22 protein-coding genes and 1 riboswitch are annotated in these 26,133 nt (G+C 30.3%); of the genes, 20 read left to right on the forward strand and 2 right to left on the reverse strand.

Going from position 1 to position 26,133, the window contains the following annotated elements:
- Positions 1-13: 13 nt before the first annotated feature.
- From infB to L1S46_RS03335, 18 genes are all read left to right on the forward strand, one after another.
- Positions 14-2,101: a translation initiation factor IF-2 gene (gene infB, locus L1S46_RS03250; RefSeq protein WP_011968539.1), complete on the forward strand. Its 2,088-nt coding sequence runs from the start codon at positions 14-16 to the stop codon at positions 2,099-2,101.
- 17 nt (positions 2,102-2,118) lie between these two features.
- Positions 2,119-2,475, forward strand: coding sequence for a 30S ribosome-binding factor RbfA (rbfA, locus tag L1S46_RS03255; RefSeq protein ID WP_011968540.1), 357 nt, complete (start codon positions 2,119-2,121; stop codon positions 2,473-2,475).
- Complete coding sequence (locus L1S46_RS03260) at positions 2,468-3,448, forward strand: bifunctional oligoribonuclease/PAP phosphatase NrnA (RefSeq protein ID WP_238899207.1); 981 nt, start codon at positions 2,468-2,470, stop codon at positions 3,446-3,448. Before rbfA ends, L1S46_RS03260 begins: the two co-directional genes overlap by 8 nt.
- Before the next feature lie 69 nt (positions 3,449-3,517).
- Positions 3,518-4,417, forward strand: a complete 900-nt coding sequence (gene truB / locus L1S46_RS03265) for a tRNA pseudouridine(55) synthase TruB (protein WP_238899208.1) — start codon at positions 3,518-3,520, stop codon at positions 4,415-4,417.
- Positions 4,418-4,474: 57 nt separating this feature from the next.
- Positions 4,475-5,410 carry a bifunctional riboflavin kinase/FAD synthetase gene (locus L1S46_RS03270; protein WP_238899209.1) on the forward strand — a complete coding sequence of 312 codons (936 nt, stop codon included), beginning with the start codon at positions 4,475-4,477 and terminating at the stop codon, positions 5,408-5,410.
- Between the two features lie 119 nt (positions 5,411-5,529).
- Positions 5,530-5,793, forward strand: coding sequence for a 30S ribosomal protein S15 (gene rpsO / locus L1S46_RS03275; protein WP_011968544.1), 264 nt, complete (start codon positions 5,530-5,532; stop codon positions 5,791-5,793).
- Positions 5,794-5,899: 106 nt separating this feature from the next.
- Entirely contained in the window at positions 5,900-8,005 is a 2,106-nt protein-coding gene (locus tag L1S46_RS03280; RefSeq protein WP_011968545.1) for a polyribonucleotide nucleotidyltransferase, read from the forward strand.
- 49 nt (positions 8,006-8,054) lie between these two features.
- The gene (locus L1S46_RS03285; protein WP_238899210.1) at positions 8,055-9,362 is read left to right on the forward strand and encodes a pitrilysin family protein; all 1,308 of its coding nucleotides are present in this window, start codon (positions 8,055-8,057) and stop codon (positions 9,360-9,362) included.
- A gap of 67 nt (positions 9,363-9,429) precedes the next feature.
- Positions 9,430-9,711 carry a YlmC/YmxH family sporulation protein gene (locus L1S46_RS03290; protein WP_011968547.1) on the forward strand — a complete coding sequence of 94 codons (282 nt, stop codon included), beginning with the start codon at positions 9,430-9,432 and terminating at the stop codon, positions 9,709-9,711.
- A gap of 16 nt (positions 9,712-9,727) precedes the next feature.
- The gene (gene dapG / locus L1S46_RS03295) at positions 9,728-10,924 is read left to right on the forward strand and encodes an aspartate kinase (protein ID WP_238899211.1); all 1,197 of its coding nucleotides are present in this window, start codon (positions 9,728-9,730) and stop codon (positions 10,922-10,924) included.
- 268 nt (positions 10,925-11,192) lie between these two features.
- Positions 11,193-11,900 (forward strand): ATP-dependent Clp protease proteolytic subunit, encoded by a 708-nt coding sequence (locus L1S46_RS03300; protein WP_011968549.1) that lies wholly within the window; start codon positions 11,193-11,195, stop codon positions 11,898-11,900.
- 114 nt (positions 11,901-12,014) lie between these two features.
- Entirely contained in the window at positions 12,015-14,384 is a 2,370-nt protein-coding gene (locus tag L1S46_RS03305; protein WP_238899212.1) for a DNA translocase FtsK, read from the forward strand.
- A 292-nt stretch (positions 14,385-14,676) separates the two neighbouring features.
- A complete protein-coding gene (gene rimO, locus L1S46_RS03310) occupies positions 14,677-15,996 on the forward strand; it encodes a 30S ribosomal protein S12 methylthiotransferase RimO (protein WP_238899271.1) in 1,320 nt (439 codons plus the stop codon).
- Positions 15,980-16,570 carry a CDP-diacylglycerol--glycerol-3-phosphate 3-phosphatidyltransferase gene (pgsA, locus tag L1S46_RS03315; RefSeq protein WP_011968552.1) on the forward strand — a complete coding sequence of 197 codons (591 nt, stop codon included), beginning with the start codon at positions 15,980-15,982 and terminating at the stop codon, positions 16,568-16,570. The genes rimO and pgsA overlap by 17 nt, the downstream gene beginning before the upstream one ends.
- 171 nt (positions 16,571-16,741) lie before the next feature.
- Positions 16,742-17,827 (forward strand): recombinase RecA, encoded by a 1,086-nt coding sequence (gene recA / locus L1S46_RS03320; protein WP_041895002.1) that lies wholly within the window; start codon positions 16,742-16,744, stop codon positions 17,825-17,827.
- Positions 17,828-18,121: 294 nt separating this feature from the next.
- Complete coding sequence (gene rny, locus L1S46_RS03325) at positions 18,122-19,663, forward strand: ribonuclease Y (protein WP_011968554.1); 1,542 nt, start codon at positions 18,122-18,124, stop codon at positions 19,661-19,663.
- A gap of 220 nt (positions 19,664-19,883) precedes the next feature.
- Complete coding sequence (locus L1S46_RS03330; protein WP_171786550.1) at positions 19,884-20,144, forward strand: stage V sporulation protein S; 261 nt, start codon at positions 19,884-19,886, stop codon at positions 20,142-20,144.
- 122 nt (positions 20,145-20,266) lie between these two features.
- Entirely contained in the window at positions 20,267-20,527 is a 261-nt protein-coding gene (locus tag L1S46_RS03335) for an HPr family phosphocarrier protein (protein WP_011968555.1), read from the forward strand.
- A gap of 127 nt (positions 20,528-20,654) precedes the next feature.
- Here L1S46_RS03335 and L1S46_RS03340 read toward each other — a convergent pair whose 3' ends face one another.
- Positions 20,655-20,873, reverse strand: coding sequence for a DUF378 domain-containing protein (locus L1S46_RS03340; RefSeq protein WP_011968556.1), 219 nt, complete (start codon positions 20,871-20,873; stop codon positions 20,655-20,657).
- Between the two features lie 201 nt (positions 20,874-21,074).
- Between L1S46_RS03340 and purB the strand changes: the two genes are divergently transcribed.
- Entirely contained in the window at positions 21,075-22,505 is a 1,431-nt protein-coding gene (gene purB / locus L1S46_RS03345) for an adenylosuccinate lyase (RefSeq protein ID WP_238858613.1), read from the forward strand.
- 449 nt (positions 22,506-22,954) lie between these two features.
- On the opposite strand, the gene L1S46_RS03350 is transcribed toward purB, so the two are convergent.
- On the reverse strand, positions 22,955-23,908 hold the full coding sequence (locus L1S46_RS03350; RefSeq protein WP_236895216.1) for an amidase domain-containing protein: 954 nt from the start codon (positions 23,906-23,908) through the stop codon (positions 22,955-22,957).
- Positions 23,909-24,409: 501 nt separating this feature from the next.
- On the opposite strand from L1S46_RS03350, the gene L1S46_RS03355 reads away from it, so the two are divergent.
- Positions 24,410-25,660 carry a DUF6398 domain-containing protein gene (locus L1S46_RS03355; RefSeq protein WP_065415757.1) on the forward strand — a complete coding sequence of 417 codons (1,251 nt, stop codon included), beginning with the start codon at positions 24,410-24,412 and terminating at the stop codon, positions 25,658-25,660.
- A 53-nt stretch (positions 25,661-25,713) separates the two neighbouring features.
- Positions 25,714-25,829: riboswitch (FMN riboswitch) on the forward strand.
- Positions 25,830-26,133 lie beyond the last annotated feature (304 nt).

Below are 26,133 nucleotides of genomic sequence, written 5' to 3' on the forward strand. Positions count from 1 at the left end.
CGGGGGTGACTGCATGTCAAAAATAAGAGTACATGAATTAGCAAAAGAATTAAACATAGAGTCAAAGGAATTAATAACTATATTAAAGGAAGAATTTAATATAGAAGTAAAAAATCATATGAGTACAATTGAAGATGAAGATGCTGAATTAATAAAAGAATTATTAGCAGGAAAATCACCAAGCGATTTAGTAGCATCGGCTGATAATGCTGAGAATTCAAAAAGCATAGTTGACGTATATGAAGATGAATTAGCAGAACAACTTAACAAAGGTATAAAGAAAAAGAAAAAGACTAAAAAAGAAGAACAAGAAGAAGCAAGAATAGCTGCTGAAGCAGAGGCTGAAGGTAAAGTAATTGAAATCGGTGGAAGCATAACTGTTAAGGAATTGGCAGAAAAATTGCAACAACCTTCAAATGATGTAATAAGAACGTTAATTTTTGCCGGAGTTATGGCAGCAATAAATGCGGAAATAGATTTTGAAACTGCAGAAAAGGTTTGTGCTGAATATGGAGTTTTAGTTGAAAGAAAAGAAGAAATTCAAGAGTTAGAAGTATTAAAAATAGAAGAAGATGATGAAGAAAATCTTCAAAAGAGACCACCAATTGTAACTGTTATGGGTCATGTTGACCATGGTAAAACATCTTTACTTGATTGTATAAGAAAAGCAAAAGTTACTGATACAGAAGCAGGTGGTATAACTCAGCATATAGGTGCTTATACTATTAAATTGAACGGAGAAGAAATAACATTCTTAGATACTCCAGGTCATGAAGCGTTTACAGCTATGAGAGCTAGAGGTGCACAAATTACAGATGTCGTTATATTAGTTGTTGCTGCAGATGATGGAATCATGCCACAAACTAAGGAAGCTATCAATCACTGTAAAGCAGCAGGAGTTCCTATTGTTGTTGCAATAAATAAAATAGATAAACCAGGAGCAAATGTAGATAGAGTTAAGCAAGAATTAGCTGAACAAGGATTGCTTGCAGAAGACTGGGGCGGAGATACTATATGTGAAGAAGTATCTGCGAAACAAAACCTTAATATTGATAAGTTATTAGAGATGGTTCTACTTACTGCAGAAATGCTTGAACTTAAAGCAAACAAAGATAGAAGAGCAGTTGGAACTGTTATAGAAGCTAAATTAGATAAAGGTAGAGGAGCAGTTGCTAGTCTTTTAGTTCAAAATGGAACTTTAAGAGTAGGAGATTCCATTTTAGTCGGATCTACATATGGTAGAATAAGGGCTATGTTTGATGATACTGGTAAAAAAATAAAATCTGCTGGACCATCTATACCAGTGGAGGTTCTAGGACTTTCTGAAGTTCCAGAAGCTGGAGATAGATTTAATCAAGTAAAAGATGAAAAAACTGCTAGAAATATGGCTGAAAGCAGAAAAGACAAATTAAAAGCAGAAACTTTACTTGCTAATCATAGAGTATCGTTAGAAGATTTATATAATCAAATTAAAGAAGGTAAGGTTAAAGAACTTGCTATAATAGTAAAAGCAGATGTTCAAGGTTCTGTTGAAGCTATAAAGCAATCTTTAGAAAAACTTTCTACTGATGATGTAAAGGTAAGAGTTATTCATGGTGGCGTTGGAGCTATAACTGAAACAGATATAACTCTTGCGACAGCATCTAATGCAATAGTTATAGGATTTAATGTAAGACCTGATAACAATGCGGCAGCTCAAGCTGATAGAGATGGAGTAGATATTAAGTCTTATAGAATTATATATGATGCAATTGATGATGTTAAGTCAGCAATGATAGGAATGCTTGAACCAGATTATAAGGAAGTTATATTAGGAACAGCAGAAGTAAGAGAAACTTATAAAATTTCAAATGTAGGAACAATTGCTGGTTGTTATGTTCTAAAGGGTAAACTTCAAAGAAATGCAGAGACAAGAGTTATAAGAGATGGAATAGTAATATTTGAATCTGCATTATCATCATTAAAGAGATTTAAAGATGATGCAAAAGAAGTTAATGCAGGATACGAATGTGGTTTAACAATTGAAAAGTTTAACGATATTAAAGAAGGTGACATCGTTGAATGCTTCATGATGGAGGCAATTAAGAGAAAAGAACTTTAAAAGAGGTGAAGATCAACATGGCAAACTATAGAGGTGGAAGAATTAACGAAGAATTTAAAAGAGAAATTAGTAATTTAATTCAAAATGAAGTTAAAGATCCAAGACTTACAGCTATGATTTCAGTTACAGATGTTAAAGTTACAAAAGATTTAAGATATGCTAAGGTTTATGTAAGTATATTCTCTAAAGATGATGAGGAAAAGAAAAATAATCTAGAGGCATTAAAAAATGCAAGTGGATTTATAAGAAAATCAGTAGGCCAAAAAATAAATTTAAGGCACACACCAGAAATAATTATTGAATTAGATGACTCTATAAATTACGGTATGCATATGGATGAATTAATTCAAAGGATAAGTAAGGGTAATGAGTAGTCTTAAAGAAATAAAAGAAGAAATTTTAAAATCAAAAAGAATTGGATTATCATTCCATACATCTCCAGATGGAGATGCTATAGGCAGCACTTTAGCGTTACTAAATGCATTAAGACATCTAGGAAAGGATTCATATATTATATCAAGAGATGTTATTTCTGATAACCTCTCTTTCCTTTCTTTTGCCAATGAAATTGATGGCAATACTTTAGAACCTAAAGAAGGCACTGATCTTGTAATAATATTAGATTGTGGTAATGTTGAAAGAATATCTGCAGATCTAAGTAATTATAACGGCAAGGTTATTAATATTGATCACCATATTTCAAATGAAGAATATGGATTTATTAATTATGTAGATGTAAGTGCAGCTGCTACATGTGAAATATCATATTTACTAGCAGAAGAGTTAGGAATTGATTTTAATAATAAAACTGATGTTGAAATAAATATAGGGAACGCAGTTTATACAGGAATTGTAACAGATACAGGTTCTTTTAGGCATTCCAATGTTACTAAGAGAACTCATAAAATAGTATCAGAACTTATAGAACTTGGAGTAAACAACAGTAAAGTCCATAGTAATCTTTTTGATAATAAACCATTTGAGAAAGTAAAATTAATGGGATGTGTGTTATCTAATATTAAGCTCGCTCTAGAAAATAAAGTAGCAGTCCTTGAGATACCGAAGGGAATGTTAGAGGAATTTAACTTAAAAAATACTGATACTTCAGATATAATTTCAGTTGGCCTTGGAATTAAAGGTGTAGAAGTTTCTATGCTTTTGAAAGAAGTTGAAGATGGAGTTAAAGGAAGCTTAAGATCTAAAAATGATGTGGATGTTCGAAAAGTTGCCGAAGTATATGGCGGTGGTGGACATATAAAAGCTGCTGGAGTTATGCAAAAAGGTGTAGATATAGAAACTGCAAAAGAAAATCTGCTAAAGATACTTAAAGAAGAGCTTGACTCATAAATATAGATTATATTTATGAAAAGTAAGTAATAACTTCACTTATATAAGGAAGGAATAGAGAATTCATATATGAAAGATACAAAAACTTCACAGATAAATGGAGTATTAAATATATTCAAAAATAAAGGAATGACTTCCTTTGATGTAGTTAGAAAAATAAAATTCTTAGCTAACGAGAAGAAAGTCGGTCATACTGGAACATTGGACCCGGAAGCTACTGGAGTCCTTCCAGTCTGCCTTGGAAAAGCTACAAAAACTATTGATTATATAATGAACAGTAATAAGGTATATGAGGTGAAATTTCTACTTGGAGTGAAGACAACCACATATGATCTTGAAGGTGAGATATTGGAGAAGAATGAAATAGATCATATTAAGAGTGATGAAGTTTCAGAGGTTGCATTATCCTTTATCGGAGAATATGACCAAGTTCCACCTATGTATTCTGCCCTTAAAAAAAATGGAGTAAGGCTCTATGAATTGGCTAGGAAAGGTATTGAGGTTGAAAGAGAAGCGAGAAAAATTAGAATATTTAATATATCAGATTTGAAGATTGAATTACCTTATGTATATATGAAAGTAGCTTGTTCAAAAGGGACATATATTAGAAGTTTATGTTATGATATTGGTGAAAAACTAAAAGTTGGAGCAGCTATGGCAGAATTAAATAGATCTGAAACATCCATTTTTAAGCAATCAGATAGTGTAAACATAGATGATTTAACTAAGGAAAATATACAAGATTATATTATGACTATAGAGGATGCACTTTCTTTTTACCCTAAAATTACAGTAAAGAGTACATTTACTAAATTATTAATAAATGGAGTTAAAGTATTCGATAAGAGATTGACAAATGAAAAAAGAGAAAAAAATGTTCTATATAGGGTATATGATAGTGAAGGCATTTTTATAGGAATTGGAAAACAAGATGATGATGGATTCAAAATCGAAAAATTGTTGCTTTAGGCATCTTGACTGGTATGTAGCTGTTTTTCTGGGTGCCTTGATTTAGGAGTAAGGATAATGATAATTATAGATAAACATTCAAAAGATATTCAAAGTTCTAATAATTATATAGCTCTTGGAAGTTTTGATGGACTTCATATTGGGCATCTTTCTTTAATAAATAAAGTAGTAGAAGTTGCAAAAAAAAATAAAGGGAGAAGTATGGTTTTTACATTTAAGAACCATCCGAGAACTCTTATAAATAAAGAAAACTCAGTAAAACTTTTGATGGACAATGAAAGAAAAGCGAAAATTCTGGAAAAACATAAAGTAGATATAGTTTGCTTTAAGGAATTTGATCTTGAATTTATGAAAATGACTCCAAAGGAATTTATAGAGTTTTTGATAGTTAATTATAATATCAAGGGGTTTGTTGTAGGGTTCAATTATAAATTCGGATACAAGAATTTAGGAAATGTAGAACTTCTAAGAGAATTGCAAAACGAATATGGGTATGAACTATATGTTATGGATCCATGTACATATAATAACGATGTTGTAAGCAGTACTAGAATTAGAAAAGCCATTCAAGATGGTGAGGTTTCGGAAGCTAATAAGATGCTCAGCATGCCTTACACATTAAGTGGTGAAATTATTCATGGAAAGAAAATTGGAAGAACTATAGGTTTTCCTACAGCGAATTTAAAATATCATGAAAATTTCATTTTACCTAAGATTGGTGTATATTATACTAATGTTAAGGTAAATAATAATATATATAAAGGAATCACATCTGTTGGATACAATCCTACGGTTGAAGGTAAAAATTTAACGGTAGAAACTTATATATTAGATTTTAATAAAGAAATATATGGAGATAAAATAGATGTGAGTTTTATAAAAAAAATCCGCGACGAAGAAAAATTTAATAGTTTAGAAGAGTTAAAGGACCAGCTCGAAAGTGATAAAGCTTTTGCAAAAAATGAGAATTGCATGTCGGCTTTAATAATATAGTTTACAATAATAGTTACTTTTGATATAATAACACAGGGAACCTAATTCTAAGTTGTAAGGTGCCATCTTTTACTTGGAACTAGGGGATAATTAATATAATACACGGAGGTGCACTTATAATGGATAAGGCAAGAAAATTAGAATTAATTAAAAAGTTTGGAAGAAGCGAAGGCGACACTGGTTCACCAGAAGTTCAAGTAGCATTACTTACTGAAAGAATTCAATCTTTAACTGAACATTTAAAAGTTCATAAGAAAGATCATCACTCAAGAAGAGGGCTATTAATGATGGTTGGTCAAAGAAGAGGTCTTTTAAACTATTTAAGTGATCAAGATATCGAAAGATATAGAACTTTAATCAAAGAATTAGGTTTAAGAAGATAATTTTTAGAGCGGAGTTTTCCGCTCTATTATTTTAAACTATACAAATTATAGAAAAATTATACAATATTATTAATGATTAGATGAACCTAAAGGGAGGTCATAAATTATGAATAACGTTCTAACGACTGAAATCGCTGGAAGAGAATTGAAAGTTGAGTTCGGAAAAGTAGGTATGTTATCAAATGCAGCAACATTTACTAGCTATGGAGACACAGTAATTTTAACTAATGTTAATGCATCAGAGCAGCCAAGAGAAGGAATTGATTTCTTTCCTCTAAGTGTTGAATATGAAGAAAGATTATATGCAGTAGGTAAAATTCCAGGTGGATTTATCAAGAGAGAAGGAAGACCATCAGAAAAAGCTATATTAAATGGTAGAGCTGTTGATAGAACTCTAAGACCTCTATTTCCAAAGGGATACAGAAATGACGTTCAAGTTGTTACTACAGTTGTATCCGTAGAAAAAGATAATTTGCCAGAAATCTTAGCAATTAATGCAGCATCGCTTGCATTATGCCTTTCAAGTATTCCTTATACAATTCCAGCTGCAGCAGTTCAAGTAGGAATTATCGATGGTAAATTCGTTACAAATCCAGATACTCAGGGTCGTGAAAAAAGCATTCTTCATTTAACAGTATGCGCTACAAAAGAAAGAGTAATGATGATTGAAGCTGGTGGACAGGAGATACCAGAAGATACTATGATAGACGCTATTAAATATGGTTTTGATGAGTGTCAAAAGATTATTGCATTCCAAGAAGAAGCAGTAGCTAAGTTTGGAAAGAAAAAAGATGAACCAGTATTATATGCTGTAGATCCAGAACTTGAAAAAGATGTTAAAGAATTTGCATCTGACATGATTAAAGAAGCAATGTATATCATGGAAAAAGATGAAAGAAATGCTGCTGTTGATGCAGTTTATGAAAAAGTTAATGAAGCATTTGGTGAAAAATATGCTGATAAAATGGGCGATATTAAGGAAGTTCTTTACACTATGCAAAAGAAAGTTGTAAGACACATGCTTCTAAAAGATAAGAGAAGGCCAGATGGAAGAGCATTTGATCAAATCAGACCATTAGGATGTGAAATAGGAATTTTACCTAGAACACACGGTACAGGATTATTCACAAGAGGATTAACTCAAGTAATGACAGTTGCAACTCTTGGTTCAATTAGCGAGATTCAAATTCTAGATGGAATAGATGAAGCTCAATCAAAACGATATATGCATCATTATAATTTCCCAGGATACAGTGTTGGAGAAGTAAAACCTTTAAGAGGTCCTGGTAGACGTGAAATAGGTCATGGAGCTTTAGCAGAAAGAGCTTTAGAACCATTAATCCCTTCCGAAGAAGAATTCCCATATACAATAAGATTAGTATCAGAAGTTTTAAGTTCTAATGGTTCAACTTCACAAGCATCAGTTTGTGGTTCGACATTAGCATTATTAGATGCAGGTGTACCAATTAAAAGACCAGCAGCTGGTATTGCAATGGGATTAATAACTTCAGAAGATTTAAGTGAAGAAGCAGTATTAACTGATATTCAAGGAATAGAAGATTTCTTTGGAGATATGGATTTTAAGGTAGCTGGAACAACAGAAGGTATAACATCTATTCAAGTAGATACTAAGCTTCAAGGTTTTAGTTTTAATGTAGTAGAAAATGCTATAAGAGATGCTAGAAAAGCTAGACTTACTATAATTGATAAAATAAACGAATGTATTTCTACACCTAAAGAAGATGTTTCATTATATGCTCCAAAAACACAAATTATGAGCATAAATCCTGATAAGATAAGGGATGTAATAGGAGCAGGTGGTAAGGTTATAAATAAAATTATACAAGATACAGGAGTTAAGATAGATATAAAAGAAGATGGAACTGTATTTGTAAGCTCAACTGATCATAATGGTGTTAATGAAGCCATAAAGATAATAGAAGGATTAACTAAAGAAGTTAAAGCTGGAGAAGTTTATCTTGGAAAAGTTACTAAAATAACTACATTTGGAGCTTTTGTTGAGATTTTACCAAGTAAAGAAGGATTAGTTCATATTTCTAAGCTAGCTAAGGAAAGAGTGAACAAAGTAGAAGATGTAGTATCTATTGGAGATGAGATTTTAGTTAAGGTTACAGAAATTGATAACCAAGGCAGAATAAATCTTTCAAGAAAAGATGCTTTAGTAGAACAAGAAAATAAGGAAGAGAAATAAAGGGCAATTAATTGCCTTTTTTTTAACTAAGAAGGAGGGCAAGTACAAAATGTATAACACATATACCCTTAAAAATGGATTAAGAATTGTAACAGAAAAAATAGAACACTTAAATTCTATCAGTGTTGGAGTAATGGTTCAGAATGGTTCTAGAAATGAGAGTCCAGAAGTTAATGGAATATCCCATTTTATTGAGCATATGTTTTTTAAAGGAACTGATAAAAGAACTTCTAAAGAAATAATGGAGGATATTGAGAATGTTGGAGGACAGATCAATGCTTTCACAAGTAAAGAAGCTACCTGTTATTATATTAAAGCATTAGATACCCATCTAGATTTAACGTTAGATGTTCTTTCAGACATACTTTTAAATGCAAAATTCGATCCAGAAGAGATAGAAAAAGAAAAAGGCGTAGTAATTGAAGAAATTAATATGAGTGAAGATTCGCCGGAAGATGTATTAGATGATGTGCATTCTAAAGCTTGTTTTGGAAATGAGTCGTTAGGATATCCTATTTTAGGAACAATACCATTGGTAAAGTCATTTACTAGAGAAAAGATATTGAATTTTATTAGTGAAAAGTATACGCCATATAATTCTGTAATATCAGTTTGTGGTAAATTCAATGATAAAGAGTTAGATGAATTGATTAATAAATATTTTGGTGAATGGAAAAGCAAAGGTGAATATACTCCAGAATATGATAAAACAATAATACAAGTTGATTCTGCATATGCAAAAAAAGAAATCGAGCAGCTTCATATTTCTCTGGGATTAGAGGGATTACCTTATGGAGATGAAAACAATTACGCATTAGTGCTACTTAATAATATATTTGGAAGTGGTGCATCTTCAATCCTTTTCCAAAAAGTGCGAGAAGAATTAGGATTATGTTATTCTATAACATCTTACTTGCAACCATTTCAGGGAGTTGGAACTTTAAATATATATGCCGGCTTAAATAGAAATTATGGAGAGAAGGCCTTAGAAGTTATAGAAAAAGAAATTACTCTATTTAGTAAGAATGGAATAACTGATAAGCAGCTTGAAATAAATAAGGAGAAAATTAAAGCTAATTATATTTTAGGGCTTGAAAGTACTAGTTCAAGAATGTTTTCTAATGTAAAGACATTCCTGTTTAGAAATAAAATAAAAACTCAAGAAGAAGTAATAAAGAAAATAGATAATATAAGAAAAGATAATATACAATACGTCTTAGAAAGATGTTTTAAAAAGGGAGTTATAAATGCAGCGTATGTTGGGCAAGATGTAGAATATAGTAAATTAGATTCTATAATACTAAAGAGTGCCAAAGCATATGATAACTCAAATCATAATGGTAAAATTAATTTATAGAAGATTATGTAATAATACACCTCCTTTTCTCATATTATTTTATGAGTACTAAAAGGAGGTTTTTATTATGAGCGAAGAAAATAAGGTGAAATATTTAAGTGATATAGAGAGATACGAACTTATTAATATAAATGATGGTGAAAAGTATGATTATCTATTGAATAATGATCTAATAATAGATGAAGAAGGAAATTTTAAATATTTAATAGTTAATTTAAGTGGTGGGAAATTTAATCTATTTAGCAGTAAAGATTTTTTAGAAATTCCATGGGATTGTGTAAAAAAAATTGGTGCTAAAACTATCATATTAGATGCAGATGAGGAAGTAATAAAAAAAGTAAAGTTATAATTCAGGAGGAAATTTAATGAAAATAGTTGTACAAAAGTTTGGAGGAACTTCAGTATCTACTGAAGAAAATAGAAAGAAAGTAATTGAAAAAGTTAAGAGTGCAATTAAAGATGGATATAGTCCTGTTGTGGTAGTATCAGCAATGGGAAGAAAAGGTCAGCCATATGCAACAGATACATTATTATCATTAATAAGCGATAAATTTAAAAATGCTAATAAGTTAGCACAAGACTTATTAATGACATGTGGAGAAATTATAAGCTCAGTTGTTATGAGTAATGATTTATATAATGCAGGAATTGATGCTGTACCACTTACTGGCGGACAAGCAGGAATATTAACTGATAATAATTTTACTGATGCAACTTGCATTGAGGTGAAACCTAAGAAAATACTAGAGTTAGTGTCTCAAGGAAGAATTCCTGTAGTAACTGGATTTCAAGGAATGACTGAAAACGGATATTTAACTACTTTAGGCAGAGGGGGAAGCGATACGACGGCTTCTATTTTAGGAGTGGCCCTTAAAGCGTCAGAAATTGAAATATATACTGATGTAGATGGAATCATGACAGCAGATCCAAGAGTTGTTGAAAATGCAAATTTAATTGATGTAATAAGTTATAATGAAGTATTCCAACTAGCGGATAAGGGTGCAACAGTAATTCATCCAAAAGCCGTAGAAGTTGCAATGGAAGGAAATATTCCTATATTAATTAAAAATACTATGAGTAATAGTAAAGGAACTTTAATAAACAACTTTGGAGATAAAAGCAATGACAGGATAATGACAGGAATCGCAAGCCAAAAGAATAGAATTCAGGTTTCTATAAGGGCAGCAGAAAATCAAGGAAATGTAAAATACAAAAATGTATTGGATTTATTAGCTGCAAATAAAATAAGCTTAGATCTAATAAATATATTTCCTAATGAACAAATTTTCACTATAAATCAAGTGGATAAAGAGATTTTAGAAAACATTCTAAATAATGCTAACTTAAAGTATACTTTGATAGACAACTGTAGCAAAGTAGCAGTTATTGGTTCTAGAATGACGGGTATACCAGGAGTAATGGCTAAAATAATCAAGGCATTAAGTGATAATAATATAGAAGTATTACAAACAGCGGATTCTCATATGACAATCTGGTGCTTGGTTCACTCTGAAAACGAAAAAGAAGCAATAAATGTTTTACATAAAACTTTTAAACTTTAATATAACGGAAGTTTAATTAAATGCGTTCTATGAGTTTTTATATAGAGTAAGTTAAATTAATAAAATAATAGATCTGGGATTCAAAAGGAAAATTGGCTAGTTGGGTAAGTTCGAGTAACTAAATCATAGATTTTGAATTTAAAAGGAAACTCGACTCGCTTCGTTCGCTGAGTAAGTTCAATTAGCCAAATCATAGATTTGGAATTTCACTTATGTATAAAATAATTCCTACTGTACAAAATAAAAAGAGTATAGGAGGAATTATTTTATGGATAAATATATTTTAAATAATAATGAGAAAGAAAAGGAAGATAAAAATACATCAGAAGCACAGGATAAAATAGAAAATGTAAAAGAACTTGGAAATACTACATTAGCAACTCCAAATAAAAGAATACAGGTTTTATCTATAATAGGGCAGATTGAAGGGCATTCCGTACTTCCCCCACAAACAAAAGCCACAAAATATGAACATATTATACCTCAATTAATAGATATCGAACAAAATGATGATGCAAAAGGGCTACTCATAGTCTTAAATACAGTTGGAGGAGATGTAGAAGCTGGTTTAGCTATTTCTGAAATGATTCGAAGTATGTCAAAACCAACCGTTTCTATAGTAATTGGTGGAGGTCATTCCATAGGAGTACCGCTTGCTACATCAGCAGACTTTTCATTTATAACACCATCTGCAACAATGATAGTTCATCCAGTAAGAATGAATGGATTTGTGATTGGAGTATCTCAAACATTTGAATACTTTAAGAAAATGCAAGAAAGAATAAATGAGTTTATAGTTAGAACATCAAATATAAAACCAGATACTTTAGAAAGATTCATGCTTCAAACAGATGATTTATTAAATGATGTAGGAACAATGTTAATTGGAAAGCAAGCAGTTGATTGTGGACTTATTGACCAAGTTGGAGGAATACAGGAAGCTTTAAGCAAACTTAATGAATTAATAGAAAAATAGTAGCTATTTTTAAGGTTATAGAAAAAAATCTATAGCCGATTTTTGTTTTTAGTGTTATCTTATTAAAGGAGAATTGCTATTCAATGTAGAAATAAAATTATGAGGTGATTTAAGGTGGGTAGGACTAAAGGCAAACATAGCACTACAAAAAGTAAAAAAGATGAAAACACAATAAATCCAGATATAGTAGGAATAGTGTATATTGCAACAGGAATAATACTTGGTATAGCAATATACACTTCTTTAGCTGGAATATTATCATCTTTAGCGCAAAGAGTATCATATGTAGTAATTGGAATAGGTGCAAATGCATTGCCTATTTATTTAATATATTTTGGATTCCAATATATAAAAACACGAGGAAATATTAAATTAAGCAAGAATTTTTTTGGAATAACTATATTAGTAGCTGTTACCATATTGACATTTGGAACAATAAACATTCAAAGTTTAGACGGGCAAGGAAGTTTTTTTGAAAATTTTAAGGTCATACTTAATGATAGCGCCCAGACTCCTCATGGTGGAATAATGGCATATCTCATATGTTATCCAATGTATAAAATTATAGGGGCCCTTGGGACATATATAGTTCTTCTCGCATTTTCAATAATTGCCATCACTTTGATTTTCGATATTACTCTTTATGATTTAGGGATAAAGGCCTACAATAAAGGTGAAAAAATAAGAAATAGCAGAAGAAGTAGAAAAGTAAGGGATGAGCAGAAACCAGTTAGAGAGAACTTTATAAATATAGTAGAAAAAGATGATAAAGAAAATGAAAAAGAAGCATTTCTTTCTGGTGTAGAAAAGAAGATAAAAATTCTAGATTTTATGAAAAATACTAGTGATGATACAGAAATCTCACCTATATCAAAAGCTGAAGTATCATCAGATATTCAGATAGAGAGTTTTATAGAAAAACCTACGCAAAGTCATACTAAGAAGAAAGAAAACTTAGGTAATGATGTTAAGGAAGTAGTAAATAAAGAGATACAAGAACATATAATGGAACAAAAAGAAACTAAGGAGTATAAACATCCAAGCCTTGAATTATTAAAATTAAATTCAAATACAAAACTTAATAGCAGTGACAAAAAAGAATTAATAGAGAATGCTAATAAGCTTGAAGAAATATTATCTAATTTTGGAGTAGATGCCAAGGTTACTCAAGTTACAAAAGGTCCATCAGTTACGAGATTTGAACTTCAGCCAAGTCCGGGCGTCAAAGTTAGTAAGATTGTAAATCTATCTGATGATATAGCTTTAGGGTTAGCAGCTTCTGGGATAAGAATAGAAGCACCAATTCCAGGTAAGGCGGCAGTTGGTATAGAAGTTCCAAATGGAAAACAAAAACCAGTCTTTTTAAGAGAAGTTCTAGAAAATGATGAATTTATCGAGTCTAAGAAAAAGCTTGCATTTGCTTTAGGAAAAGATATATCAGGAAAATGTGTTGTGGGAGATTTGAGTAAGATGCCACATACACTGATTGCAGGGGCAACAGGTTCTGGTAAGAGTGTATGCATAAACTCTCTTATAATAAGCCTATTATATAAGTATAATCCAGAAGAAGTTAAACTTTTAATGGTAGACCCAAAGGTTGTTGAGTTAAATGTTTATAATGGAATACCACATCTTTTGATTCCAGTTGTTACAGATCCTAAGAAAGCGGCAGCAGCTTTAAATTGGGCAGTAAATGAAATGACCAATAGGTATAAGCTCTTTGCAGACTCTGGAGTTAGAAATATGGAGTCGTATAATGAATTATTTAATAAGGGTATAATAGAACAAAAACTGCCATATATAGTTATTATAGTAGATGAGCTTGCTGATCTTATGATGGTATGTCCTAATGATGTAGAAGATTATATTGGAAGATTAGCACAAATGGCAAGAGCTGCAGGTATGCATTTAGTTATAGCAACTCAAAGACCATCAGTTGATGTAATAACAGGGGTAATTAAAGCTAATATTCCATCTAGAATATCATTTGCAGTATCATCTCAAATTGATTCTAGAACTATCTTAGATGGATCCGGAGCGGAAAAATTGTTAGGAAAAGGTGACATGTTATATTATCCAGTGGGAGAAAGTAAGCCTCTTAGAGTTCAAGGTTGCTTCATATCGGAGGAAGAAGTAGAGCAAGTTGTATCGTTTATTAAGAGTGAACAGGGTGATACTAAGTATGAAGAAGATATAATTGATCATATTAATAATGCGTCAGATTCAAAATCTGTGGATGCAAATGATAATAATGACGATGTTGATGAATTACTTAATGAGGTGATAAATGTTGTAGTTGAGTATGGTCAGGCATCAACTTCGTTTATTCAAAGAAAGTTCAGAATAGGGTTTAATAGAGCTTCTAGAATAATGGATCAATTAGAAGAACGGGGGATTATATCGGAAAAGGATGGAAGTAGACCAAGGCAGGTGCTTATTACTAAGCAGCAGCTATTAGAAGATGAACATGAAGAGGAAAATTAATTAATAATGTCTAAAAAGTTTAAAGCTATAGTTTTAGATTAATTATGAAATAAAATTAAACATTATGTTAACTTTTTTAATTTAACTCTTTTGAGGTAAAATAATAAGTGATTTTTATGAGATTTGGGAGTAGTATATGTATAATAGCAACTTGTAAAATGTAGTTCTAATTTGTTATAATTAAGACTATTAGAACGTAGGAGGATATAAGAAGTTGAGCGAAATTAAAATAGAAATAGCGAAGAATAGAGAACAATATAATGAAGAAGCTTCAAGCAAGTATAAAGTTGGAATGGTAAGCTTAGGCTGTGATAAAAATAGAGTTGACTCAGAGATAATCTTAGGTAAGATGAGTGATGAATATGAGATAACTAATAACCCAAAAAACGCAGATATAATTATAGTGAATACATGCGGATTTATAGAGAGTGCCAAACAAGAATCTATTGACACAATTTTAGAGATGGCTAATTATAAAATTAATTATAAATGTAAACTGCTTATAGCTACAGGATGTCTTACTCAAAGATATGGAGAAGAGTTGAGAACATTAATACCTGAAATAGATATAATGCTTGGAGTTAATGACTATAATAAAATAAATGAAATTATAACTGAATTTATAGACGGAAATAAATTAGCAACAGAACTCTTAAATTATTCTGATGAAAATATTAATGAAGGAAAGAGAATTATTACAACTCAAAGGGAGAGTGCATATATAAGAATAGCAGAAGGATGCAATAATTTTTGCACATATTGTATAATTCCTAAGATAAGGGGAAAATTTAGAAGTAGGAAGATGGAAAATATTATAAATGAAGCAAGAGATTTGAGTGAGAGTGGAGTAAAGGAAATCATACTTATAGCTCAAGACACTACTTTATATGGAAGTGATATTTATGGGAAAAAGAATCTGCATGTTCTTCTTAAGGAATTATCCAAAATTGAAGGAATTGAATGGATAAGGGTACTTTATTGTTATCCAGAAGAGATATATGATGAACTTATAAACGAAATTGCTTGTAATGAAAAAGTTGTAAAGTATTTAGATATACCTATTCAACATATAAGCGATAATATTTTAAAACTTATGGGAAGAAAAACTAGTAAAAAAGATATAATTAATAAAATACAAATTTTAAGGGAAAGAGTTCCTGAAATTGTTATAAGAACAACATTTATAGTAGGATTTCCAAACGAAACTGATGAAGATTTTAATGAAATTATTGATTTCTTGAAGGAATATAAGCTTGATAAAGTGGGAGCATTTACTTATTCTCAGGAAGAAGATACTCCAGCAGCTAAAATGGATGGGCAAATAGATGAAGAAATTAAGGAAAAAAGAGAAGAAGATTTAATGCTTTTACAAAAGAATATTTCAGAAGAAATAAATAAATTGAAAATTGGAAAGTTATATGATATTCTTGTTGAGGGATATAATGGAAAGTGCTATTATGGAAGAAGCTATGAAATGGCTCCTGATATAGATGCAAATGTATTATTTGAATCAAATGCAAAAATAGAAAATGGTGAATTTGTAAAGGTAAAAATAGTAGAGACTATGGATTATGATTTAGTGGGAGTTGTTGTTGATGAATCTTGCAAATAAGTTAACCTTAATTAGAATATTTTTGGTTCCTGTATTTTTAGTATTTATAGCAGTTAAAGATATACCATATGGAAGTTTTATTGCTACATTTATATTTATTTTAGCTTCATTAACGGATAAGTTAGATGGGTATATTGCTAGATCTAGAAATCAAATAACTAACTTTGGAAAATTTATGGATCCTTTAGCAGATAAATTATTAGTTACTGCGGCGTTAATTTCTTTAGTTGATTTACAAGTAGTACCAGGATGGGCAGCAGTAGTTATAATTGCACGAGAATTTGCTGTTTCAGGCTTAAGATCAATAGCGGCAGCGCAAGGAAGAGTTATAGCAGCTAGCTGGTGGGGAAAAATCAAAACGGTTATACAAATTATAGCAATAATTTTATTATTATTAAAAGTAAATATTCATGATGCAAGACTGTTAAAAATTTTTGTAATAGACAATTATTATTTGAAAGGATTTTTTAAATTCGCTCCAATGATAATGCTTATGATTGCGGTTATAGTAACCCTGCTTTCAGGTTACGATTACTTTAAAAAGAATAAGGAAGCTGTTTCTTACGATAAATAAAATATATAAGATCCATGTTTAGAAATATAAAAAAATGGATATGAATTAAAAAGGTTCCTTCTTTGCTAGCAAAGAAGGGGCTTTTCTTAGAATTAATTATTGACTATGGTTTGTAATTAATTTATAATAAATATAGAACATAAGTTCGATGGAAGGGAGTTAATTAGTATTATGGGAATTATAAATGCAGAAAAGTTAAAAGCAATTGAAAGTGCTATGAGTCATATAGAAAAACAATTTGGTAAAGGATCAGTAATGAAATTGGGTGATCACAATATTTCTAACATGGATGCTATATCAACAGGATGTTTAGATTTAGATATAGCTCTTGGAATTGGAGGAGTACCTAAAGGTAGAATTATTGAAATTTATGGACCAGAAAGTTCAGGAAAAACTACAATTGCGCTTCATATAGCGGCAGAATCACAAAAGAAAGGTGGAGCAGTAGGATACATAGATGCAGAACATGCATTAGATCCTAGTTATGCCCAAAAACTTGGAGTTGATGTAGATAGCTTAATAATTTCTCAACCTGATACAGGGGAACAAGGACTTGAAATAGCTGAAGCATTAGTCCGTTCTGGAGCTATTGATGTTTTGGTAGTAGACTCAGTTGCGGCTTTAGTACCTAAAGCTGAAATTGAAGGAGAAATGGGAGATTCACATATTGGTCTTCAAGCAAGACTTATGTCACAGGCTTTAAGAAAGCTTGCAGGAACAATAAATAAGACTAATTGTGTTGCTATATTTATTAACCAATTAAGAGAAAAAGTTGGGGTTATGTTTGGTTCACCAGAAACAACAACTGGAGGAAGAGCATTAAAATTCTATGCATCAGTAAGACTTGATATTAGAAGAATAGATTCTATAAAACAAGGGGATTCAATAATAGGTAACAGAACAAGAATAAAGGTAATGAAAAATAAAGTTGCACCACCATTTAAACAAGCAGAATTTGATATTATGTATAATGAGGGTATATCAAGATGTGGTAATATAGTAGATGTTGGAGTAAAAGAAGAGATTGTTCAAAAGAGTGGAGCTTGGTTTTCTTATGGAGATATAAGATTAGGCCAAGGAAGAGAAAATGCTAAATTATATCTAAAAGAAAATCCTGAAGTAGCATTAGATATAGAAAATCAAATTAGAGAAAAGTATAATCTTCCACCTGCAGAACTATTTAAGGCAGCTGCACCAGAGGGAGCTAAAGAAGATATAAGCGATAAAGATGATGTTGCTGTAGACACAAAAGAATAAAGAAGATGCAATAAATGGAAAGTTTAAATGTGAATTTACTTCATAATATTTATTAATAAATGTATAGCTGCATATATTATGATAACTCATATATATGCAGCTATATTAAGTATTTAACAGCATAATGCAGTATGTAACAGTTATATGCGCAAACTTGACATAATTTTGTTTTTAATATAGAATAAAAAGGAATACTGGTTTATCATATTCCAAATGCAGTGAGAAGAATATGACACCTACTATACTTTCTTGTTAATAATATAATGAGAAAATGATAAATTAGGAGGTGTTTATGTGGTAACAGCAGTAATGATATTAATAGATGTAATAGTTTTATTAATATTAGGAATAGTGGTTTATAAAACGATTCAAAACATATCAAAAGCAAAGATTGAATCGCTTGAAAAAGAAGCAGAAGAAATTCTAGTAAGAGCTAAAAAGGATGCAGAAGCAACTAAAAAAGAAGCAATCCTTGAGGCAAAAGAAGAACTTCATAAATTAAGAAATGATTTTGATAAGGAATCTCGTGAGAGAAGAAATGAGATTCAAAGGCTTGAAAGAAGAGTAATTCAAAGAGAAGAAGCACTTGATAAAAAGAGTGAACTTCTTGAAAAGAAAGACGAAACAATCAATCAAAGAATGCTTGAGGTAGATCAAGTAGAAGCAAGAGTACAGAAGCTTTATGAAGAAAGAAGAGCAGAACTTGAAAGAATATCGGCTCTATCTAGTGAAGAAGCACGTGAGATTCTTCTAGATGAAATAAGGAAAGAAATTACACACGATGCAGCTTTAATGATAAAAGATATTGAAAGTAAGGCAAAAGAAGAGGCAGACAAGAGGGCAAGGGAAGTAATTACAACTGCGATCCAAAGATGTGCTGCCGATCATGTGTCTGAATCAACTGTACACGTTGTTGCACTACCGAATGATGAGATGAAAGGTAGAATAATAGGTAGAGAAGGAAGAAACATTAGAACCTTGGAAACATTAACAGGAGTTGATTTGATTATAGATGATACTCCAGAAGCAGTCATTCTTTCTAGCTTTGATCCAATTAGGAGAGAAGTTGCGAGAATGGCACTAGAAAAGTTAATAGTGGATGGCAGAATACATCCAGCGAGAATCGAAGAGATGGTTGAAAGAGCAACTAAGGACGTGGAAAGTAGTATAAAAGAAGAAGGAGAGCAAGCAGCTCTTGAAACTAGTGTACATGGACTACATCCTGAAATTATAAGACTTCTTGGTAGATTGAAGTATAGAACAAGTTATGGGCAAAATGTGTTAAAGCATTCCATAGAAGTTTCATACTTAGCTGGCTTAATGGCTTCAGAGCTAGGTTTAGATGTTACTTTAGCTAAAAGAGCAGGATTGCTACACGATATTGGTAAAGCTGTGGATCAAGAACAAGAAGGGCCTCATGCTCTAATTGGTGGAGATCTAGCTAAAAAGTATCACGAATCGCCATTAGTAATAAATGCAATAGCAGCGCATCATTCAGATGTAGAAATGCAATCTTTAGAAGCAGTACTAGTTCAAGCGGCAGATGCAATATCAGCGGCTAGACCAGGCGCTAGAAGAGAGACATTGGAAGCATACATTAAGAGATTGGAAAAGTTAGAGGAAATTGCAAATTCACATGAAGGTGTAGAAAAGTCATATGCCATTCAAGCTGGTAGAGAGATTAGAATTATGGTTAAACCAGATAAAGTAGATGATGCTGGAACAATTGAATTGGCACGTAATTTAGTTAAGAGTGTCGAGGAAGAACTTGAATATCCAGGACAAATTAAAATTAATGTCATAAGAGAAACTAGAGCAGTAGATTTTGCTAAGTAAAAAAAGTGAAGTATATTTTGTTAAGTGATGAAATATACTTCGTTTTATTATAGATTAGATGTAATTAATTCATTTAAACTATAATTGAGTATATAAAAACAAAATACCTAGAAATAAAAATATTTTTTAATTTAGTAATTCTAAAAGGAATTTTAGGAATTATATAGAATATATTTAATGTAAACGATTTGTGTATTAAATTCTAGGAGGAATAACAAAAATGGAAGTATTAAAAGTATCAACAAAATCAAATCCTAATTCTGTAGCAGGTGCACTAGCAGCTATAATAAAGGAAAAAAATATTGCAGAAATTCAAGCTGTTGGTGCAGGTGCTATAAACCAAGCAGTTAAGGCTATTGCAATAGCAAGGGGATTTGTTGCACCAAGTGGAAAAGATATAGTATGTATACCGGCTTTCACAGATATACAAATAGATGGAGAAGAAAGAACGGCCATAAAATTAATAGTACAACCTAGATAATTAAAATTATTTCTAAATTATCATATGAGCAATCATTTTTAAGTTGAAATTATCAATAAAAACGATTATACTATAATAGTTAAATGCTATATTTATTAATTTTTTGTAAAGAGGTGTATATAATGATAGCAAAAGAGGTTACAGTAAAAAATTCATCTGGTCTTCATGCTAGACCAGCAACATTATTAGTTAAGAAGGCTTCTTCATTTAAATCAGACGTTAGTATAGAATATAACGGCAAGAAAGCAAATGTAAAAAGCTTAATCGGAGTATTATCTTTAGCAGTAACTAAAGATGCTACTATCAAGGTTGTTGCTTCAGGAGATGACGAAGCTTTAGCAGTAGAAGAAATCGTTAAATTAGTTCAAACTTTAGAAGACTAATATACCAAAAAAGGTTCCATATTATTAATATGGAACCTTTTTTGGTGCATTAGTAGTATAAATATTAAATAATTTATATAAGTATAATTCTTGATATCGATTACTCATGCAGATCTTTAATTAAAGTCTAATTCTCATCCATTATTAAATTGCATCTAAATAGCAATGAAACCAAATCTAAGGCACCTAAAAATACTGCAATATAGATAAACCTCTCTATTATTGGAATATTCATAGAAATTAATTTTGCTATATTTAGGTTGAACAAACCTATTGTTCCCCAATTTAATGAACCTATAAGAACTAATAAAAAGGAAAGTTTATCTAAGATACCTATCTTACACATATTTCTTCACTCCAATCTTTAATATGATCCTTAGTATATATATATGATTCTTAGAGACAATAATAACAAAAATGTAAAATAAATTTAAATACAAAAGAGTACAAATAATTCTAAAATTAAATAGGCAAAAATGAAAAAAATATGATATAATACGAATGTTAAAAGAAAAAGCATAAAATATATTCGTGTGGAGGTTTTTAGATGAGAAATTTATATAGCACACCTTTAAATTCAAGATACGCATCAAAGGAAATGAGCTTTATTTTTTCTGATGATATGAAGTTTACAACTTGGAGAAAATTATGGGTAGCTTTAGCAGAAGGAGAAAGAGAACTCGGATTAAATATAACTGATGAACAAATCAAAGAGTTAAAAGAACATATCAATGATATAAATTATGATGAGGCTGCTAAAAAAGAAAAAGAAGTTAGACATGATGTTATGAGTCATGTATATGCATATGGTCTTCAATGTCCAAGCGCAAAGGGAATTATCCATTTAGGAGCTACATCTTGTTATGTTGGAGATAATACAGATATTATAATAATGAGAGATGCTTTAAATCTAATTAAAAATAAAATAGTTACAGTTTTAAATCATTTGAAAAATTTTGCACTAGAATATAAAGACATGCCAACATTAGGTTTTACACATTTTCAACCAGCTCAATTAACTACAGTAGGAAAAAGAGCTACATTATGGATGCAAGATTTAGTAATGGATGTTGAAAATATAGACTTTTTATTATCAACATTAAAGCTTAGAGGTGTTAAGGGTACTACAGGTACTCAAGCTAGTTTTATGGAACTTTTTGATGGAGATGAAAATAAAGTTAAGTCTTTAGATAAGATTGTTGCAGAAAAAATGGGATTTGAAAAAAGTTATGGAGTAACAGGCCAAACATACCCAAGAAAACTTGATTCTATTGTATTAAATACATTATCGGAAATTGCTCAAAGTGCTTACAAATTTAGTAATGATTTAAGATTGCTTCAAAATATGAAGGAAATGGAAGAGCCATTTGAAAAAAATCAAATAGGATCATCAGCTATGGCATATAAGAGAAATCCTATGAGAAGTGAAAGAATAAGTGCATTAGCTAGATATGTAATAGTAGATGCATTAAATCCAGCAATTACAGCAGGAACTCAGTGGTTTGAAAGAACACTAGATGATTCAGCTAACAAGAGACTATCTGTAGCTGAAGGATTTTTAGCATTGGATGGAGTGTTAAATTTATACATAAATATTGCTGAAAACATGGTAGTATATGATAAAGTTATAGCATCTCACGTGCAAAGAGAATTACCATTTATGGCTACTGAAAATATAATGATGGAAGCTGTGAAAAGAGGTAAGGATAGACAAGAATTACATGAACAAATTAGAGTGCACTCTATGGCTGCTGCTCAAAGAGTAAAAGGAGAAGGGTTAGATAATGACCTAATAGATAGAATAATAAATGATGATTCATTTGGCCTATCTAAGGAAGAAATTCTAGCAATTATAGATCCAAATAAGTTTGTTGGAAGAGCACCAAGTCAAGTTGTTGAGTTTATAGATGAATATGTAGATCCTATTATTGAGAATAATGAAGATGCATTAAAAATCAAGAGTGAGATAACTGTATAACAATATAAACGTTAAAATTAAGCATATATATGAATCAAAGAAATGAGATACATATTTATGAATATGTATTTGAAAGCTAACTGTTATAAATGAAAGTTCAAATTTATAATTTGAGTTCACGAACTTAGTTAACTTATTAAAAATTGATTTAATTATAAGTAAGGTTGCTAAGGATTAGCTTGCAAGATTAAAGTTGAAGCAAGCTGGTCCTTAATGCAACCTCTTTTTATGTGCTTTCAGAGTTATGTTTTGTAGTATTCGGGTAAACATGTATCTGACTTAGATTTATAGATATAATAATCATAAACTATACTTAAACTATGAAGTATCTTCCAACCAGAAACTGGAACAAAAGTATATTATTCATTTCGGTGAGTTATACGCATAAGTATAGATTATAGTGTTGGGTTATCTATATATGATCTAGAGTTTGAGATAGATATTGTATATCAATCGAATTTTAAGGCCCTGAGTGTTGGATATCTGTTGGGATAAATTTGGCTAAGAGGATAATTCAATTTGTCATAACTATGACAGCAATAAAGACAGTCACCATTTTGAAGCCTATAAGTAATAAAGCCATTATGAAAATATCGTCCTATAGACGGAGTGTAAAATTGAATTAAGCAGCCTCTATCTAATGATTTATCGTTTGGAAGCTTAGTGGCTTCTAATTTCGGCGTTATTAAGTATTGATATAGTTCTTCAACTCGAATCCAGGCATGAGTATATGGTTTCCAAGTTGCATTTTGACTGAAACCCCCAGCATGAATTATTTGAGACATAAAATTAGTACAATCCCCTCCGATGCCAGAAAATGATTTGTATTCAGGATTATAATTTAATGAAAATCTTTCAGCATAATCGCAGGCATCTGTGACATTAAATTTGGAAGCTCTTTTTTCATCATGGTTATTAGTAGAAAGCCAGCTAGAAGCTATGAACATTTCAAATAATGAATCAATTGATGAAAGTTTATCCTTATATACATTTATGTTGCTGTTTTTATTGAAATTACGGCTATTTACTAGGCTTGATAAATCAGTATTTAGGATATGTTCATATAAAAGTGGATTTTCTTCATTCTCTGCTATAAATTGTATTTTGCATTTGTCTTGCAAATACTCTAAAATGAGTATATATTCATTTATTGAAACTGAATTTATATTTTGAGGATAAGTTTTAACAATAAAAGAAGTCTTCAGAATCAGTTTAACCTTAATAAAACTTGGAATTTGTTCTAGTATATTATATGCATAATCAAATTTATAGTCTTTAAATGAAGAGTTTAATTTTTTTGCCCATTCAAAGTTGAATAATTTTTTTAGGTAAATTTCTTTTAATATGGTATCATCTAAATTATACTTATGTTTAGAAATTAAATTGATATTATTATAAGGCATTGATAGTAAAAAGGATAAATTATATAAACTATTTGTTAGCATATAGTTTCCTTATTTAAAATTGTTATCATTAAATATGTTTATGAGGGAAATTATAGAAATGTGTTAATAAATTCATTTTTTATAAAATTATTTGTTTGCATTACCTGATTGATAGTTTAATATGAGCTTTAGGCATAATCAAAAAATAACACTTCATTTATTTCGTATGCATTAATGAACTGAAATTTTCAGAAAAATATATATTAAGATTGGTAATACCCTAGATAATAGATTAAAACAACAAAAATGTTCATAAAAATTTAAAAGTAGATACAAATATATTTAATATGTTATAATGTAATATGGACGAAAAAAGTAATGAACTTATAATATTTTTATAGAGAATATTGTAAATCTAAAATGAAAATTATAAATTTGGTGACTATACTTGCAAATTATAATTGTTGTAGGATAAAGTCAAATTTGTTAAAGATTTTTATAAAGGAGCTATAAGAAGAAATGCAAGAATTATCTAACGGAATAGCTAGCAAGTATGAAGAAATAATTGAAAAAATAAAGAGTTTTTCAGATGAATATCTCAATGAAGATTATAAGAATATTTGTGTTCTAGCAACAGAAACTTTATTTTTGAATTATGAAGAACAATTTAAAAAGGGGAAGAGCTTTTCATGGGGAGCAGGAATAGTGCATGCTATAGGAACTGCAAATAACTTATTTGATTCAAAAGAAAAGCCATATATTAAAGTTGCTGACTTATATAAGGAGTTTGGTGTTAGTAGTAGTACAGGCTCTAGTAAATCAAAGGAAGTAAAAAGCTTATTAGATATATCAAAAGATAATAATAAATGGATAATAGGCGAAAATAAGGATGCAGAAGCTTCAGAAGGTACTATGCTAAAAGCTAAAGAAGAAGTTGCATTAACTATGAATGATAAAATAGAAGAGGATAAAGCTGTTAAGGATGAAACAAAAGTTCCTTTTAAATTTGCTGTCCATAAAGATTATATAATGGCTCAAAGAACTATTGAGTATGCATGGAGACAAAAGAATTATAAAAATAAAGCAAAATATGCAAAAGAAGCATTAGAAGTATATGAAGATTGTGCGGATGCATATATAATATTATCAAAAGATTCTAGTTTAAATAATAATCAGAGGACAGAACTTCTAGAAAAAGCAGTTAACGCAGCGAAGAATTTATTAAGAATAGATGATTTGAAAAATGCACCGGCAGAGCTTCTTAGATTAAAGATAGCGAGGCAACTTTTTGGAGCTAAGTATAGTTTAGCGATTCATTTATGGGAAATTGGTGAAAAAGAAGCTGCAATAGAGAATGCTTTAGAAATCCTAGAGTATGATGAGAAAGATGAATTAGTGGTTAGAAGTTTAGTAGTTAATTGGCTTTTAATTGAGAAAAGATATGAACAACTAAAAAGCCTGCTAGAAAAATATGAAAAAGATAATTTGGCAGCTATACATTATAGTAGAGTAGCGTTATTATATAAGATTAATGAAATTAAAGCGGCAGAAAGTGCTTTAAGAAGAGCATATAAGAGAAACCCGCATGTTATACCATACATATTAAAACAAAAAAGAGTTTCAAGTACCTTGCCTAATTTAATTAGATTTGGAAGCGAGGAAGAAGCTATGAAATATGCTAGCTTAGGTTTAGACATTTGGAATGATCCTAAGATGCTTCAATGGATTAAAGAAAAGAAGAAAGAATTCGATATCATAAATTTTAGCTAATCACTTTACAAAGATAAAACTTCATGATATCATAGTTATTGTAAATTAAATAAAGAAATCTTCGGGGTTGGGTGAAATTCCCTATCGGCGGTACAGCCCGCGAGCTTTAAAAAGCAGATTCGGTTAGATTCCGAAGCCGACAGTAAAGTCTGGATGAAAGAAGAGAGTAATGTTATAAATTATATTTAAAATTAAAGTTTTAAATGTTATTTGTTCGTATTTAAGTACCCTGAATTTATTAGAATTCAGGGTTTTTTTATTACAATATATTTTTAAGTTTGAAATTATATAAGATTGATAGAACTGGCTTAAAATATATGCTGTAATATATAGGATAAATTTTAAAATTTTACTTGTATATATAAATAATCATTACAATTTTTTAAAACTCCGAGGATTTGAATCCCGGAGTTTCTTTATTATTCATTAAATTATAATTCAACTAAGTATTTATAAGATTATATTATAGGAAA

Origin of the sequence: Clostridium sp. YIM B02500 (genome assembly GCF_022324665.1) — a bacterium.
GTDB classification, from domain to species: domain Bacteria; phylum Bacillota; class Clostridia; order Clostridiales; family Clostridiaceae; genus Clostridium; species Clostridium beijerinckii.

Excerpts from the sequence above, each read along its gene's own strand:
- infB (WP_011968539.1), top strand. The coding sequence starts at position 14 with ATGTCAAAAATAAGAGTACATGAATTAGCAAAAGAATTAAACATAGAG.
- rbfA (WP_011968540.1), top strand. The coding sequence starts at position 2,119 with ATGGCAAACTATAGAGGTGGAAGAATTAACGAAGAATTTAAAAGAGAA.
- L1S46_RS03260 (WP_238899207.1), top strand. The coding sequence starts at position 2,468 with ATGAGTAGTCTTAAAGAAATAAAAGAAGAAATTTTAAAATCAAAAAGA.
- truB (WP_238899208.1), top strand. The coding sequence starts at position 3,518 with ATGAAAGATACAAAAACTTCACAGATAAATGGAGTATTAAATATATTC.
- L1S46_RS03270 (WP_238899209.1), top strand. The coding sequence starts at position 4,475 with ATGATAATTATAGATAAACATTCAAAAGATATTCAAAGTTCTAATAAT.
- rpsO (WP_011968544.1), top strand. The coding sequence starts at position 5,530 with ATGGATAAGGCAAGAAAATTAGAATTAATTAAAAAGTTTGGAAGAAGC.
- L1S46_RS03280 (WP_011968545.1), top strand. The coding sequence starts at position 5,900 with ATGAATAACGTTCTAACGACTGAAATCGCTGGAAGAGAATTGAAAGTT.
- L1S46_RS03285 (WP_238899210.1), top strand. The coding sequence starts at position 8,055 with ATGTATAACACATATACCCTTAAAAATGGATTAAGAATTGTAACAGAA.
- L1S46_RS03290 (WP_011968547.1), top strand. The coding sequence starts at position 9,430 with ATGAGCGAAGAAAATAAGGTGAAATATTTAAGTGATATAGAGAGATAC.
- dapG (WP_238899211.1), top strand. The coding sequence starts at position 9,728 with ATGAAAATAGTTGTACAAAAGTTTGGAGGAACTTCAGTATCTACTGAA.
- L1S46_RS03300 (WP_011968549.1), top strand. The coding sequence starts at position 11,193 with ATGGATAAATATATTTTAAATAATAATGAGAAAGAAAAGGAAGATAAA.
- rimO (WP_238899271.1), top strand. The coding sequence starts at position 14,677 with ATGGTAAGCTTAGGCTGTGATAAAAATAGAGTTGACTCAGAGATAATC.
- pgsA (WP_011968552.1), top strand. The coding sequence starts at position 15,980 with ATGAATCTTGCAAATAAGTTAACCTTAATTAGAATATTTTTGGTTCCT.
- recA (WP_041895002.1), top strand. The coding sequence starts at position 16,742 with ATGGGAATTATAAATGCAGAAAAGTTAAAAGCAATTGAAAGTGCTATG.
- L1S46_RS03330 (WP_171786550.1), top strand. The coding sequence starts at position 19,884 with ATGGAAGTATTAAAAGTATCAACAAAATCAAATCCTAATTCTGTAGCA.
- L1S46_RS03335 (WP_011968555.1), top strand. The coding sequence starts at position 20,267 with ATGATAGCAAAAGAGGTTACAGTAAAAAATTCATCTGGTCTTCATGCT.
- L1S46_RS03340 (WP_011968556.1), bottom strand. The coding sequence starts at position 20,873 with ATGTGTAAGATAGGTATCTTAGATAAACTTTCCTTTTTATTAGTTCTT.
- purB (WP_238858613.1), top strand. The coding sequence starts at position 21,075 with ATGAGAAATTTATATAGCACACCTTTAAATTCAAGATACGCATCAAAG.
- L1S46_RS03350 (WP_236895216.1), bottom strand. The coding sequence starts at position 23,908 with ATGCCTTATAATAATATCAATTTAATTTCTAAACATAAGTATAATTTA.
- L1S46_RS03355 (WP_065415757.1), top strand. The coding sequence starts at position 24,410 with ATGCAAGAATTATCTAACGGAATAGCTAGCAAGTATGAAGAAATAATT.